Source organism: Streptomyces sp. NBC_00273 (genome assembly GCF_036178145.1).
GTDB lineage: Bacteria > Actinomycetota > Actinomycetes > Streptomycetales > Streptomycetaceae > Streptomyces.
Genome location: NZ_CP108067.1, coordinates 9,941,056 through 9,955,211 on the forward strand (window position 1 = coordinate 9,941,056; position 14,156 = coordinate 9,955,211).

Sequence of the window (14,156 nt, forward strand, 5' to 3'; positions counted from 1 at the left end):
CCGTGGAGTCAGCTTCCGGTGGGCAGCGGCGCCCGCCAGACGAGCCTGCTGCCTCCCTCGTCGGGCGTGTCGACGGTGAATGTCCCGCCCAGGCCCTCAGCCCGTTCGGCGAGGTTGCGCAGGCCGCTCCTGCGTCCCTGCGCCGGAATGCCCTTGCCGTTGTCGGAGACGGTCAGCATGATCTCTCCCGGCGCGGCCTTGAGGGTCACACCGACCCGGGTCGCTTGCGCGTGGCGGGTCGCGTTGCTCAGGAGCTCGCCGAGCGCCGCCATGACGTGGTCGGCGATCGGTGGCGGTACGTCCGTGTCGAGCAGGCCCTCCATGCTCAGACGCGGCGGATGGCCGAGGGCCGTGGCCGCGTCGCCGACGGCGCGGGCAGCGCGAGCCCGCAGGCCGGGGCCGCTCTCGCGGTCCTTCGTACGGAGCCCGAAGATCGTCGACCGGATGATCTTGATGGTCTCGTCCAGGTCGTCGACCGCGCGACCGATCCGCTCCGCAGCACCCTCGTGCTCGACGAGACGAGCGGCACTTTGCAGGGTCATGCCCGTGGCGAAGAGCCGCTGGATGGCGAGATCGTGCAGGTCGCGCGCGATCCGATCGCGCTCCTCCAACAGAGCGATCTGCTCGGCGTCCCGGCGCCGCTCCGCCAGCTCCAGGGCCAGCGCCGCCTGACCGGCGAATGCGACGAGCGGCTCCAGCTCCTCTTCGCCGAACGCCGGATCTCCCGCCGGGCGCGCGAGCAGCAGAACGCCCCTGCTCTCCCCGGCGGTGGTTCCCAGCGGCACCGCCACGGCAGGGCCAAACCCGTCCTGTACCTGGACATCGGAGGGATACCGTTCATCGTCGGAGGCGTGCAGGGATGCGACGGACCGGCCGGCCTGATGCGCGGCTCCCGAGAGCGTTCCGGCGAAGGGGACGATGAGCCCCTGTCGTGCTTCGCTGTCCGCACCGACCGCGAACTCGACGACCAGACCCTCGGTGCCGGCCACCGGCATGGAGATGTCCGCGAGCCGCGCCGCAGTGATCTCCTGCGCGCGGCGGGCGATGAGGTCCAGCACCGCAGGGCGGGAACTGCCCGACAGTAGGCTCTCGGTGATCTCCGCATTGGCCTTGAGCCATCGCTGCTGGCGCTGCGAGCCCTCGTAGAGCCGCGCGTTGTCGATCGCCACGCCCGCCGCCACCGAGAGGGTGGAGATCACCGTCTCGTCCTCGGTGTCGAAGTCGATCCCGCCGCGCTTGTCGGTGAGGTAGAGGTTGCCGAACACCTCGTCGCGGACCCGGATCGGCACACCGAGGAACGTGCGCATGGGCGGGTGGTGCACCGGAAAGCCGTAGGAGGAGGAGTGCGCGCCGAGGTCGGTGAGGCGCAGGGGCTCCGGGTGGTGGATGACCTCACCGAGCAGGCCGTGGCCGGCCGGCAGGGAGCCGATCTCGGCGATCTCCTTCTCGGTGAGTCCGACTGTGAGGAACTGCGAGAGCGTGCGGCCGTCGGGGCCGATGACGCCCAGCGCGCCGTACTCGGCGTCGACGAGCAGCGCGGCCGCCTCCACGATCCGCCGGAGGACCTGGGCGAGATCGAGCTCCCGCCCGACCGACATGACGGCCTCCAGCAGGCTGTGCACCCGGTCGCGGGTACCGCGCACCGCGTCGATGCGCACTTGGAGCTCGTCGAGCAGCTCGTCCAGCCGCATCCGCGGAACTTGACTCAACGGATCCCCCACACTCACGAGCTTCTCCTCCGTTTGCCCGCCCCGTCCGGTGCCAGCGTATCGACACGCCCCGGCGCAGAGGGACATCGTTGTGCGCCGATGCCGGCCGTGACTGACTTGATCGCAGCACCGGACGATGAGGAGGGGGCGATCATGGGTCTCAAGAAGGCGGTCTACGAGAGCGAGCTGCTACGGCTCGAGACGGAGTTGGTGAAGCTTCAGGAGTGGGTGCGGGTGGAGGGCGCCCGCCTGGTCGTCGTCTTCGAGGGCCGTGACGCGGCGGGCAAGGGAGACACGATCAAGCGGGTCGCCGAACACCTCAACCCCCGCGTGGCGCGCATTGCGGCCCTGCCCACGCCGACGGAGCGGGAGCGCACCCAGTGGTACTTCCAGCGCTACGTGGAGCACCTGCCGGCCGCTGGCGAGATCGTGCTCTTCGACCGCAGCTGGTACAACCGCGCCGGAGTGGAGCACGTCATGGGCTTCTGCACGCCGGCCGAGCACCAGCGCTTCCTTCGCCAGTGTCCGGCCTTCGAGCGCATGCTGGTGGAGGACGGGATCCTGCTCCGCAAGTACTGGTTCTCCGTGAGCGACGCGGTCCAGGAGGAACGCTTCCGGCGCCGCACGGAGGACCCGTTGCGGAGGTGGAAGCTCTCGCCGATGGATCTGGAGTCCCTGGACGCCCCCTGGTACGTGGTCGAGAGCGACGACAAGCGCAGCGCGCGACTCAACATGATCGCCCACCTGCTGTCCTCGCTTCCCTACACGTTCGTGGCCCTGCCGCGCCGTCCCGCTTCCACGGGCTACGAGCGACCGTCCAAGGAGCTTCAGACCGCCGTGCCCGACCATGCGGCCACTCTCGGGAACGACTGAATCGGGGCGGGTGCCCGGTGGGCGCTGCCGGAGGCACCATCAGTGAGGAGCCCGATGTCCGCGCGTGAAAGATCGTCCCTGCGGCCTCCTGGGCTCCGGGGGTACAACCGGTCCTGGCTCGGTCGGGACGCGCTGGCCGCTGTCACCGTCGCCGCCTATCTGGTGCCGCAGGTCATGGCGTACGCGGGGGTGGCCGGGCTCCCGCCCGTCGCAGGGCTCTGGGCCGTGCTGCCCGCCATCGTGCTCTATGCCCTGATCGGTTCCTCGCGGTTGCTGTCGGTGGGACCCGAGTCGACCACCGCGCTGATGACCGCCGTCGCCGTGGGACCACTGGCCGGCGGAGACCCGGGCAGATATGCCGTGCTCGCGGCGGCCCTCGCCGTGGTCGTCGGCCTCTTGTGCCTGATGGCCTGGGCCGTGCGGCTGGGCTTCCTCGCGGACCTGCTCTCACGGCCCGTACTCGTCGGCTACCTCGCAGGTGTCGCCCTGATCATGATCGTCGACCAGCTGCCCAGGCTCACCGGAGTGCGCACGACAGGTACGGACTTCCTTCCGAAGCTGTACTCCTTCGTCCTGAACCTCGCGCACGTCCACTGGCCGACCGTCTGCCTGACCCTGGCTGTCCTGGCCGTGCTCTTCGCCCTGCCGAGGTACTGGCACCTCGTTCCACGTCCCCTGCTCGCCCTGGTTCTCGCCACCGTCGTGGTGGCTGCGTTCGGACTGGACGAGAGGTACGGGATCGCCGTGATCGGATCCGTACCCTCCGGGCTGCCGCTGCCCGAGCTTCCACCACTCGGCGACCTGCCCCAGCTGGTGGTCCCGGCGCTGGGCGTCCTCATCGTCGGATACTCGGACGTGATCCTGACCGCCCGGGCCTTCGCTGGCCGCGCCGATCCGCAATCGCTGGACCCCAACCGTGAACTCCTTGCCCTGGGAGCGGCGAACCTGGGAGCGGGCGTGCTGCACGGCTTTCCCGTCAGCAGCAGTGCCAGCCGGACCGCCTTGGCCCAGTCCTCGAAGGCCAGGAGCCAGGCGTACTCCCTGTTCGCCGCGCTCGCGGTCCTGCTGGTCCTGCTCTTCCTCGGCCCCCTCCTGGCCCACACGCCGAGCGCCGTCCTCGGCGCCATCGTCGTCTACGCCGCCGTCCGCCTGATCGAGGTGGGTGAGTTCCGGCGCCTCGCGGCCTTCCGGCGACGCGAACTGCTGCTGGCCCTGGGATGTCTCATGGGTGTTCTGGCCCTCGGCATCCTGTACGGCGTCCTCGTCGCCGTGGCGCTGTCCGTGGTCGAGCTGTTGGCCCGCGTGGCCCGTCCGCACGATGCCGTGGAAGGCATGGTGCCCGGGCTCGCCGGCATGCACGACGTGGACGACTACCCGACGGCGCGGACCGTTCCGGGGCTGCTGATCTACCGCTACGACTCACCGTTGTTCTTCGCCAACGCGGAGAACTTCCGCCGCAGGGCGCTGACCGCCGTCGACGGACAGGAACCTCCGGCCCGCTGGTTCGTCCTCAACACCGAGGCGAACGTCGAGGTGGACGTCACCGCCCTGGACGCCGTGGACGCACTCCGCCAGGAACTCGGTCACCGGGGGATCGTCTTCGCCCTGGCCCGCGTCAAGCAGGAGCTCCGCGAGGACCTGGACGCGTACGGGCTCACCGCCTCGGTGGGCGCGGGTCGCATCTACCCGACCCTGCCCACGGCTCTGGAGGCCTACCGGGCCTGGAGCCGGGAGGCAGGGCTTGAGGAGGGCTGAGCGGGAGCCACCGGGTCGGGACCTGCCCCGCCGATGCGTAAGGCGGCTCCGGCCTCAGCCTCGGCCACCCGGACACCGGGGGTCGGGGATCGGCGGGGGATGTCCCCGAGTCCCGGGCGACCTGAAGCCACTGCTGGGTGCGGTGCCGCGGCCCTCCGGAGCTGGCAGGCGGAACAGGCCGCCCGCCGGGGCCTGAGGCCGGAGGGGCCGGATGTCCCCAGGAAGGGCCATCCGGCCCCTCCGGAAACGCGGTGCCCGTCAGCCAGTGTGAGAACAGAGCACGATTCCGCCGAGGAGGCTGGTGGCAGCCATGGGTTCCTACGTGTACGACTTCGCCGAGGGCGGCCGTGACATGGCCGATCTGCTCGGCGACAAGGGTGCCAACCTCGCGGAGATGGCACGCATGGGACTGCCCGTTCCGCCCGGCTTCACCATCACCACCGAGGCGTGCCGTGACTTCCTGGCCACCGGCGAGCCCCCGGAGGATCTGGACCGCCAGATCGGGGAACACCTGGCAGCGCTGGAGAGTGCCTCCGGCAAGAGGCTGGGGCAGGTGGACGACCCGCTGCTGCTGTCTGTCCGCTCGGCGGCGTTCTCCCTGCCGGGCATGATGGAGACCATCCTGGACATCGGTCTGAACGACCTGTCGGTGCTCGGACTGGGTAAGACCCCCGAGCGGGAGCGCTTCGCCTGGGACTCCTACCGTCGACTCGTGCAAATGTTCGGCAATACCGTCATGGGTGTCGACGTCACACTCTTCGAAGGCATGCTCCAGCGCGTCAAGGAGCAGCACCGCGTCGTGGACGACTCCCGGCTGGACACCTGCGACCTCATCAGGGTCGTCGAGTCGTTCAAAGACCTCATCTTCGACCGGACCGGCCGCAAGTTCCCGCAGGATCCGCGCGAACAACTACGAGAGGCGATCCTCGCCGTCTTCACCACGTGGAACAGTGAGCGTGCCCGCCTCTACGGCAGGCGCGAACACATCGCGGACGGCCTCGGCGCGGCGGTCACCATCCAACGGATGGTGTTCGGGAATCTCGGCACGGATTCCGGCAGTGGCGTCGCGTTCACCCGCGACCCAGCCACTGGCCGTCCCGGCCTCTACGGCGACTATCTCCCCAACGCCCAAGGTGAGGACGTCGTTTCAGGCGTCCGCGACACTGTGACGCTCCACGAGCTGGCCACCCTCGACCCGACCTCGTTCCAGCAGCTGCGCGCGTACATGGAACAGCTGGAAGACCACTATCAAGACCTGTGCGACATCGAGTTCACGATCGAACACGGCACACTGTGGATGCTTGAGGCCCGGGTCGGCAAGCGTACCGCGCAGGCGGCTTCAGCATCCCCTCTCAACTGATCGATGAAGGCCTCTTCGGCGGACGAAGTCCTGGAACGGGTCAACGGTGAGGAGCTGGCCCGGCTGGTCATCCCGATGGCCCATCAGGCATGATCGAGGGGAATCGCGCGGCACCAGGCGGTCATGCCAAGAACGCCCGTAGATAGGCGAGTTCAAGGGCACCGCTTTGAGCCGTTGTCCCAGTGATGGGTTGTCCAGGCGCGTCGGATGAGGCTGCGGACGGCGATGATCACATCAGCGAGATCGAAGAAGGCGACGGTCACAGCAGCGCGGTGTTCGTAGCAGTGGGTGAGGCGGTGGTAGGCGTTCTGCCAGGCGCAGGTGCGCTCCACGTGCCGGCGTCGACACGCTTGGATAGCGAGGCGGGTCTGCGGCTGACGGCCGCCGCCGATTGCTACTGGGAGGGGATGGCGGGCCTTGTCGACACCGACCTCGACGGGCGGATCACCCGGGCCGAGTTCGTCACCGCCGCCCAGGCCGGCCTGCACCAGGACCCGGGAGCCTTCGCCCGCATCGCACTGCCCTGGCACCAGGCCGTCCTCGACGTGGCCGACCCCGACGCAGAACAGGCGAGCAGCACCGCCTCGACGGTCGAGCGTGTACTGGTGGCACTCGGCGCCGAACCGCACCGGGCGCGTCTGATCTCGGCCGAACACCGTACCGACCCCACGGGACGCATCACCCACGAGGAGATCCTCCGCGAGGTCGAGAACTACTACACCACCGCCACTCCCCAACGTGCCTTCCCCGTACCGGCCTGACCGGCAGCCCTAGTGGGGGACGCGTTTCCTGGTGAGCCAGGTGGGTATCGGGGTTTCACCGACGTGCAGAGTCGGCTGTGGGACCCCTTGGTCTGCGGCCGTTCCTGTGCTGCTTTGAGCGGCAACGGCAGGAGGTCGGCCGCGAAGTACCAAGACAACGGGGATCGTCGGGGAGCGGCCGGACTGGATCGGGGTCGGCGATGCGGCACACCATGCGGTGCCAGCCCGCGCATCCCGGCCGCCGTGGTGAGGTACCGGCCGAGCGTCCTTGGCCGTCCGTTTCATTCGGCGATCTCTGTCCGTTCCCACCACTCGTAGACCGCCAGTTGTCCCTCCGGGCTGTCCTGGTGCCGCGACGTGTTCTTGAAATGCTCGTACCCGCCGCGGTGTGGAATCTTCAGGTCTTGTCCGGGGTCGGAGATCGGAACGATCCGCTCGGGCAGATCGTCTGGGCCGCCCTCAAGCACTGCCTTGGTCGCCATGCTTCCAGTCTTCCCAACCGCGGGCCCGCTCGCATCACGAGGTCGGCACTGTCGTCGCTTCAGCACCACCGGCAGCGCCACACCCCGACTCGGTTGTGGGGGCAGGGTCGGCTTGTGAGCACGGGGAACGGAATGTGGTTGAGAGGGCTGACCAAACGGCACGGGGCTGGGCAGGGTCAAACGCCCTGGCGTCGTGCATCGGTCTGGAACCTGGTCCTCACCTGGGAGCGGAGGGATCGGGCCACGTCCAGGTCGAAGGGCTCGGTGCTGGGGGTGAGCATCGCTGCGGCAGCCACCGCCACCCCCAGCGCGCAGGCGCTGACGGGTTCCTCTCCGGCGGCCAGCTGTGTGATGAGGGCGGCGACCATGCTGTCTCCCGCTCCGGCATCGCTCAGGGGCGCGCCGGGCAGCGGCGGCGCGTAGAGCTCGGTGTGCCCGTGGCCGGTCGAGCACAGTGCGCCCAGCTCCCCGAGGGTGGTGACGGCGATCTCGGCGGCTCCTGTCGTGAGCAGGTGCTCGTTGAGGGCCCGGGCATCGTCGAAGTCGCGGACGGGCCGGCCGGTCAGGCTCTCGGCCTCGGTCCGGTTGCACCTGAGTAGGAACACGCCCTCCGCGAGTGCGCTGCGCAGCGCCGGCCCGGAGGTGTCCAGGACCAGTCGGGATCCGGCTTCCTTGATACGGCGGGCGACGGCCGCGTAGAAGTCGTCGGGCAAGCCGCCGGGCAGGCTGCCGCTGGCCACGACGTACGGGCAACCGTCAACGGCTTGCACCAGCGCATCCAGGGATCGCCGCCCCTCGTGCTCGTGCAGGTGCGGGCCGGGTGGCACGATGTGGTAGCCGCAGCGCGATTCGGCCTCGAACAGCACGAGTGCTTCGCGGGTTTCGTCGTCGATGTCGACGGCGACGTGGTCGATGCCCTCTTCGTCCAGCAGCCGGTTCAGGCGCAGGCCGACCTCGCCTCCGGCGGTGTGGAAGGCGGTGGCTCGTCCTCCGAGCCGCACGACATGACGGGCGACGTTGATCCCTCCACCCCCGGCGGCCACCGACCTGACCCGGGCACGGTTCTTGCCGATGTCCTCGAGATGCTCGACCTCCCAACAGAGATCGACTGCAGGATTCATCGTCAAGGTGAGGATCGACGGCCCGGAGGCACTCCCCGAGTGATCCGCGCCATCGGTAGTCCCGGCTGTGATGGGGTCAGGCGTCGCGGCCGTGCTCATCGCGGTGGCCTGGTGGTCGCGCTGCCCCTTGCCCGGCGCACCGCCTGCTGGGCGCGGCTCCGCTCGTGGCAGCGGGAGGAGTTGGAGACCTGTTCCCACGCGTGGTCGATACCGGTCCCGGCCACTGCCTGGGACAGCTTCGGCTCCTGACCACCGTGCCGGGCGTTGAGCGCGTGGAGCCTGGCAATGCCCGCTGTCCGCTCGCTCAGGCTCACGGCGGCCGTTCTCCACCCCGTTCCGTGGCTGCTTGGGCCCTGGGGACGGTGATCGTGAGCACGCCGTCGGCAAGGGCCGCACTGACGTCCTCGGATTTCACTCTCGAGGGGAGCACGGCCTGGTATCCGCATCGGCCGGAGCGGCGCGTGCCGCGCCCATGGCACACCCGGGAACTGGTGCGTGCGGCCGAAGGACGCGTCCAGCTCCACCGGGCCACCGGTCCGGCGCCGCGCCAGAAGCGTCATCGCATTCACCTCCGTGGACAGCGACACGTCGGACCCGACTTCCATACTGAAACACTCTGATGTCACCCGCATTCCGGCTCCCGGCTGGGCCTGTCCCTCGGCATGTGGATCTACAGGAGCTTCGGGCCGGCGCGGCAGGAGCGGTCAAGAAGGGGCCGACGGCGTAAACGAGCCCGCCGATGAGCGTGGCTGCTCACACCCGCGCTGCGACGGTGTCCAGGGCGCGTCGGGCCGGATGAGGCGCAGCTGTGCGGTCAGCCTGGGCCTTCCGGCGTGGGGGGCGCCCGCAAAGCAGGGACATCACTTGAGGTGCCGAGCGTGCTCGAGACGGGCGGGATGGTGCGGCACCGGCAATGGCTAGTTCGTCAGGCGGCCCGCTTGTTCGCCAAGCTCTTGGTCCTCTGGGACTCCGCTGTACCGGCGCAGGCGGACCCGCATGTCCCGCCGCCGCGCCCTTCCGTGTCCCGCTCGCCCTCCTCCTGCTGCTGGTCGTCGCCGGGCTGACCTGGTTCGGACACGGCGGGCGGCTGCTGTTCGCCGTCATGACCGTGCTCTTCGTACTCGTCTGCGTCGCCGTACTCGTACACGGCTTCGTCTCGCCCCACACCGTCGGCGAGGCCCCGGCCTCGACCGACCCGGGCCGCTCCGCCGCCCTTGCGGTCGTCCTCGCCTTCCCCGTCGCGATGGCCCTGGCCACCGGCATCGAGGCGCCGTCCACGGCCATTGCCCAGCTCGGGCAGCTGGACGACACTCACCGCCGCCGCTTCGGGCGCGGCACCCTTGCCCTGCTTCTGATCATCGTCGGGGGCCTCACCCTGGCCCTGACCGCGCTCGCCGTGCGCCTCCACATCGGCATCCCGGGCAAGGACTCCACCCAGATCGCCGACATCGCCCACGCCGCCACCGGATCCGGCTGGCTCTACGGAGCCTTCCAGCTCACCAGCTCCCTCCTGCTCCTGGCTGCCGCGAGCTCCTCGTTCCAGGCCGGCCCCGGACTCCTCAAGGCCCTCGCCGGATCCCCGGACCACCCGGGCGTCCTCCCGTCGGTGCTGGGCCGGACGAACCGCCACCACACCCCGTACTGGTCCGTCCTCGTCTACCTGGCAGCGGCGGCAGTGATCATCGTGGCCGCGGCAGGGGAGGAGCAGGAACTCGTCCTCTTCTACGCGGTCGCGGTCTTCGTCAGCTTCCTCGTCGGGCTGCTGGCCATGACCCGCTTCGCCCGCACCGAGCGCAAGCCCGCCCTCGCCTGGCTGAATGCCATGGCGGCCGTCGCGGTGGCCTTCACCCTCCTGGCGAACCTCCTCCGCGGCTGGCCCATCCTCTCCCTGGTCGCCACCCTCGCCATCGGCGGAGCCTTCTACCTCCGCTGGGTCCGAGCCGGACGTCCTTCCGACATCGAGGACGTGGAAGCCCGTGCCGAAGCCGACTGATCCGAAGCGGTCAGTACATCGACCACGATCCGCAGGCCCGGTCGGCCGGGCCCTCCTACGGCCCACAACAATCACCCATGGCACACACCCACTGAAAGGAGCGCCCGCATGGGGATCCGTTACGGCATCGGCGCACTGATCGCTGTCACAGCGCTACTGCTCGCCGGCTCCGGCATCGCCACACTCAGCAGGGGCTGGCTGCTGCCCTGGCAGCGGCGGCACATCGTCCGCGTCAGGCTTTTCGGCTGGGCGCAACTCCTGATCGCGATCGCGCTGGGCACCCAGCTGATCGGTCTCCTGGCGGTCGATTCCGCCTACCGCACTGTATTCACCATGCCCGGCACCGTGGTGTTGCTGTTCGCCCTGGTGTTGATCACGCGTGCGCAGCGTCCGAGAGGCACCGGCCAAGGAGGCTGAGCCCGGGGACGACGGTCCGATTCGCTGCCTCGCCGCCGTCCTCGACACCGTGTGTGGGGAAGCCATGCCGCCCGAGAGCAGCCGTTTCTCGTATCGGGGCGTCTGACCGGCGATCCTGCGCGCGGATTGCGAGCGCGGGAGCGCGGTTGGGCGCACCATGGGATGCGGGGGCCGAGGGGGTGTGACGAGCGGGCAGGAGTCCGTCGATGGCGCGTGGGCGATTGCGGATCTACCTCGGGGCCGCCCCCGGGGTCGGAAAGACATACGCGATGCTCGAGGAAGGGCAGCGTCTGGCCCAGGCAGGCGCCTACGTGGTGGTCGGTTTCGTCGAGCCGCACGGGCGACGGCCCACCGCTGCCCTCGCCGAGGGGCTGGAGATCATTTCCCGGCGAACCATGGAGTACCGGGGGGCGAGCTTCACCGAGATGGACCTAGACGGGGTGCTCGCCCGCCGCCCGCAGGCCGCCCTGGTCGACGAACTGGCCCACACCAATGTGCCCGGGTCCCGCCATGCCAAGCGATGGCAGGACGTTGAGGACCTTCTCGATGCGGGGATCGACGTTGTCACCACGCTCAACGTGCAGCACCTGGAGTCTCTGGGTGATGTGGTCCGGCAGATCACTGGTGTCCCGCAGCGCGAGACCCTGCCCGACGAGGTGGCACGCCGCGCGGACCAGATCGAACTGGTGGACCTGCCGCCCGAGCTGCTGCGCCGACGCATGCTGCACGGCGAGATCTATCCCTCGGACCGCATCGAGGCCGCCCTCACCCACTACTTCCGCGTCGGCAACCTCACGGCCCTGCGCGAACTCGCCCTCCTGTGGCTCGCCGACCGCGTCGAGGAAGGACTGCAGCGCTACCGCGCGGAACACGGCATCACCACCCCCTGGGAAACCCGCGAGCGCATCATGGTTGCCCTCACCGGCGGCCCCGAGGGAGAAACTCTGATCCGCCGCAGCACCCGGATCAGCGCCCGAGTCCCCGGCAGTGAGCTGCTGGCATTGCACGTCGTACCGAGCGACGGCCTCACCCACGGCGATCCGGCCACCCTCGCCGCCCAGCGGGCCCTGGTGGAGTCACTGGGCGGCAGCTACCACCAGACCACCGGCGACGACATCCCCGAGGCGCTGCTCCAGTTCGCGGAGGCCGAGAACGTCACGCAGATCGTGCTGGGCGCGAGCCGCCGCGGAAGGCTCTCCACGTTCCTCCGCGGCGGTGTGGGGCACCGGACGATCCGGCGATCCGGCCCCATCGACGTACTCGTGATCACCCATGAGCACGCCGCCGGCTCGACTTCCCCGCTGCGACTGCCGCACCCGAGCCGCGCCACCGGCCCACGGCGCTTCTGGACGGCGATGCTGCTCGCGGCGATCACGCTCCCGGGCCTGACCGCCCTCCTGGTTCTCCTGGGCGAGCACGTGGATCTCTCCCTCGCCCTGGTGCTCTACCTGCTCGCCGTTGTCGTGATCGCCCTGGTCGGTGGCCTCGTTCCCGCACTGGTGGCCGCTCTTGCCGCGGGACTGCTCGCCGACTACTACTTCACCCCGCCGATGCACTCGTTGCGCGTCCAGCACCTCGCCGACGTCATAGCGCTGGTGGTGTACGTCCTCACGGCCGTCATCGTCGGCATGGCCGCGGGTGCGGCCGCACGCAGCACGTACCAGGCCGTCCGCGCGAGCGCCGAGGCCCGGGCACTGAGTCGGCTGGCCACCGCCATGATGCACGGCCAGGACCTGCCGGCCTTGCTCGAACAGGTACGGGAGGACTTCAGCCTGGAAGCGGTGAGCCTGCTGGAACGGGATACGGGGCATGCCGCCGAGCCCCGCTGGTACGTCATCGCCAGCACAGGCGAGGATCCACCCGAGCGCCCGTACGACGCGGATGTGGACAGCCCCGTCGGCGACGACCTCACCTTGGCTGCCCGAGGGCGCCCGCTGAGCAGCGACGACCAGCGCGTACTGGGAGCGTGCGCGGCCCAGTTGGGCATGGCCTACTCGCACGGCCGGCTTGCTGCCCACGATGCCGAAACGGGCCTGCGCGCCGCAGCCGAGCACACCAGGGCCTCGCTCCTCCTCACCGCGAGCCGCGATCTGCGCGGCCCACTGCGCACAGCCGACGAAGCGCTGGATGGCCTCGGCGTCGGCGTCGGCGTCGGCACGGATACGAGGGAGAGCCGGAACCTCGCCACAGCCCGGTCGTCGGTGCAGCGTGCGGTCCAGCTTCTCTCGGATCTCGACGAGTTGAGCCGTCTGCACGCCGGGGCGCTGGATCTGTATCTGCGACCGGTCGATCTCGACGAGCTGCTGACCGCCGTTCTGGACGACCTGGGTCCCGGTGGCCATACGATCCAATGCAGCCTGCCGGAGCTGCTGCCTGACGTGATCGCCGACGCGGCTGTGCTCACGCGCGTGCTGACCGCCTTGGCGGCCGAGGCCCAGCGCCACAGCCCGCCGGACCGGCCCGCGCGGCTGACAGGCAAAACCCGGGCTGGTCAGGTGGAGATCTACATGACGGACGGCACCAACGGCGCTGTGCAGGGCGCGGAATGCGGCACACATCCGAGTCGCACGCCGGACAGTCTGACCCTGCGGATGTGCCGTGACCTCACGGAGACCATGGGGGGCACCCTTGAAACCGCAGCCGTCGGCCCCGGCTTTGCCGTGACGCTCACGCTTCCGGCGGCGGCCTCCCGGCGGCCGATCACCCCGGCTGCGCCGTCCCCGGCGGAGGGTCAGTGACTCGCGTCAGCCACTGCCCGGGTGCACTAAAGTCACCGACCGTTGATCACTGCAGGCCTGAGACCTTGAAGACTGTGAGGGCCGTCTCGCGGTCGATACGCTCTGCCAGCCGGCGCAGGGCGGTCTCGCCGCGCAGCAGAGTGCCGCGCCGGATCGATGTGCGGGTGTCCGTGTCGAGGCGGCGCCACATCGCGGGATTGCGGGCCAGGACGGTCGGATCGATCTCGACCTGGCTTCCCTCCGTGTCGCGGAGGATCATCCGCTGGGCCACCCCGTCGGACCACCTGACCGAGACGAGGGAGGCGGTGCGGACAGTGCGTTCCACCAGCAGTCCTCGGGCGCTCAGCAGACCGGGGCCTACGGAGACCTTGGACGGCAGCAGGATCACGAAGAGGAGGGCGGCCAGGCCGGTCCAGAGGGCGCCGCGGGTCGCGTCGAGCTTGCCGAAACCCGCGTCCATGGCGAGCAGGGCCGAGTACAGGAGGGACGCGACACCGATGGCCGAGCGCATCTCGCCGGCCCAGTGGATGTCGCGTGTGATAGGCCCTCGAGGCTCCGCGCCGGCGTGAGCACCGGTTGCGGACTGCGTGAAACGTCGTCCCATGGGGGTGACGTTAGGGCCGGTACGGGCCTCGACACCGGACCCTGACGCACCGCTGATGTGATGGCTACGGCATTTTGACGGCGCTCCGGTTCGAGACCAACCCCAGGCCGTTCAGTGGCCTGGCGGGCCGGTGGTGACCGGCGCGGGATTCCACGGTGCGGGGGCAGGCGGTGGCTCGAACGGTCCGGCCCGGTTGGCCATGAGGATCAGCAGCGTCCCGACGACGAGCACGGTGATGACGATGAGGGCGAGCCCGACGGGGTTGCGAGGGTTGTAGTAGTAGCGGTTCGTTCCCCACTTGCTCCGCTTGAAGACCGGTTCGTCGTCGTGATGCACAGGCTGC

General features: G+C 69.7%; 13 protein-coding genes and 2 pseudogenes. 7 read left to right on the plus strand and 8 right to left on the minus strand.

The window, feature by feature from the left end:
* Positions 1–8: 8 nt before the first annotated feature.
* Positions 9–1,691 (minus strand): GAF domain-containing sensor histidine kinase, encoded by a 1,683-nt coding sequence (locus OG386_RS45055; protein WP_328793031.1) that lies wholly within the window; start codon positions 1,689–1,691, stop codon positions 9–11.
* 171 nt (positions 1,692–1,862) lie between these two features.
* Between OG386_RS45055 and OG386_RS45060 the strand changes: the two genes are divergently transcribed.
* The 3 genes and pseudogenes from OG386_RS45060 to OG386_RS45070 form a co-directional block, all read left to right on the plus strand.
* Positions 1,863–2,582, plus strand: coding sequence for a polyphosphate kinase 2 (locus OG386_RS45060; RefSeq protein WP_328793032.1), 720 nt, complete (start codon positions 1,863–1,865; stop codon positions 2,580–2,582).
* A gap of 54 nt (positions 2,583–2,636) precedes the next feature.
* Positions 2,637–4,337 carry a SulP family inorganic anion transporter gene (locus tag OG386_RS45065; RefSeq protein WP_328793033.1) on the plus strand — a complete coding sequence of 567 codons (1,701 nt, stop codon included), beginning with the start codon at positions 2,637–2,639 and terminating at the stop codon, positions 4,335–4,337.
* Positions 4,338–4,647: 310 nt separating this feature from the next.
* Positions 4,648–5,772: pseudogene (locus OG386_RS45070) on the plus strand (PEP/pyruvate-binding domain-containing protein); the annotation flags it as partial.
* A 77-nt stretch (positions 5,773–5,849) separates the two neighbouring features.
* Here the strand turns inward: OG386_RS45070 and OG386_RS45075 are convergent.
* Positions 5,850–6,053, minus strand: a pseudogene (locus OG386_RS45075) (IS5/IS1182 family transposase); the annotation flags it as partial.
* Between OG386_RS45075 and OG386_RS45080 the strand changes: the two are divergent.
* Positions 6,030–6,458: an EF-hand domain-containing protein gene (locus OG386_RS45080; protein WP_328793595.1), complete on the plus strand. Its 429-nt coding sequence runs from the start codon at positions 6,030–6,032 to the stop codon at positions 6,456–6,458. The pseudogene OG386_RS45075 and the gene OG386_RS45080 sit on opposite strands and share 24 nt — an antisense overlap.
* 281 nt (positions 6,459–6,739) lie before the next feature.
* On the opposite strand, the gene OG386_RS45085 is transcribed toward OG386_RS45080, so the two are convergent.
* The 4 genes from OG386_RS45085 to OG386_RS45100 form a co-directional block, all read right to left on the minus strand.
* Entirely contained in the window at positions 6,740–6,940 is a 201-nt protein-coding gene (locus OG386_RS45085) for a DUF5988 family protein (RefSeq protein ID WP_326586582.1), read from the minus strand.
* 176 nt (positions 6,941–7,116) lie between these two features.
* On the minus strand, positions 7,117–8,160 hold the full coding sequence (locus tag OG386_RS45090; protein ID WP_328793569.1) for a 1-phosphofructokinase family hexose kinase: 1,044 nt from the start codon (positions 8,158–8,160) through the stop codon (positions 7,117–7,119).
* A complete protein-coding gene (locus OG386_RS45095) occupies positions 8,157–8,375 on the minus strand; it encodes a hypothetical protein (RefSeq protein ID WP_328793596.1) in 219 nt (72 codons plus the stop codon). Before OG386_RS45095 ends, OG386_RS45090 begins: the two co-directional genes overlap by 4 nt.
* Positions 8,372–8,593, minus strand: coding sequence for an Hsp20 family protein (locus OG386_RS45100; protein WP_323185428.1), 222 nt, complete (start codon positions 8,591–8,593; stop codon positions 8,372–8,374). Before OG386_RS45100 ends, OG386_RS45095 begins: the two co-directional genes overlap by 4 nt.
* 381 nt (positions 8,594–8,974) lie before the next feature.
* On the opposite strand from OG386_RS45100, the gene OG386_RS45105 reads away from it, so the two are divergent.
* From OG386_RS45105 to OG386_RS45115, 3 genes are all read left to right on the plus strand, one after another.
* Positions 8,975–10,054, plus strand: a complete 1,080-nt coding sequence (locus OG386_RS45105) for an amino acid permease (protein ID WP_328793034.1) — start codon at positions 8,975–8,977, stop codon at positions 10,052–10,054.
* A gap of 108 nt (positions 10,055–10,162) precedes the next feature.
* Complete coding sequence (locus OG386_RS45110) at positions 10,163–10,471, plus strand: hypothetical protein (RefSeq protein WP_328793035.1); 309 nt, start codon at positions 10,163–10,165, stop codon at positions 10,469–10,471.
* 206 nt (positions 10,472–10,677) lie between these two features.
* Complete coding sequence (locus tag OG386_RS45115) at positions 10,678–13,209, plus strand: sensor histidine kinase (protein ID WP_328793036.1); 2,532 nt, start codon at positions 10,678–10,680, stop codon at positions 13,207–13,209.
* Between the two features lie 46 nt (positions 13,210–13,255).
* On the opposite strand, the gene OG386_RS45120 is transcribed toward OG386_RS45115, so the two are convergent.
* A complete protein-coding gene (locus OG386_RS45120) occupies positions 13,256–13,813 on the minus strand; it encodes a hypothetical protein (RefSeq protein ID WP_328793037.1) in 558 nt (185 codons plus the stop codon).
* A 111-nt stretch (positions 13,814–13,924) separates the two neighbouring features.
* Positions 13,925–14,149: a hypothetical protein gene (locus tag OG386_RS45125; protein WP_214346505.1), complete on the minus strand. Its 225-nt coding sequence runs from the start codon at positions 14,147–14,149 to the stop codon at positions 13,925–13,927.
* Positions 14,150–14,156: the final 7 nt, after the last annotated feature.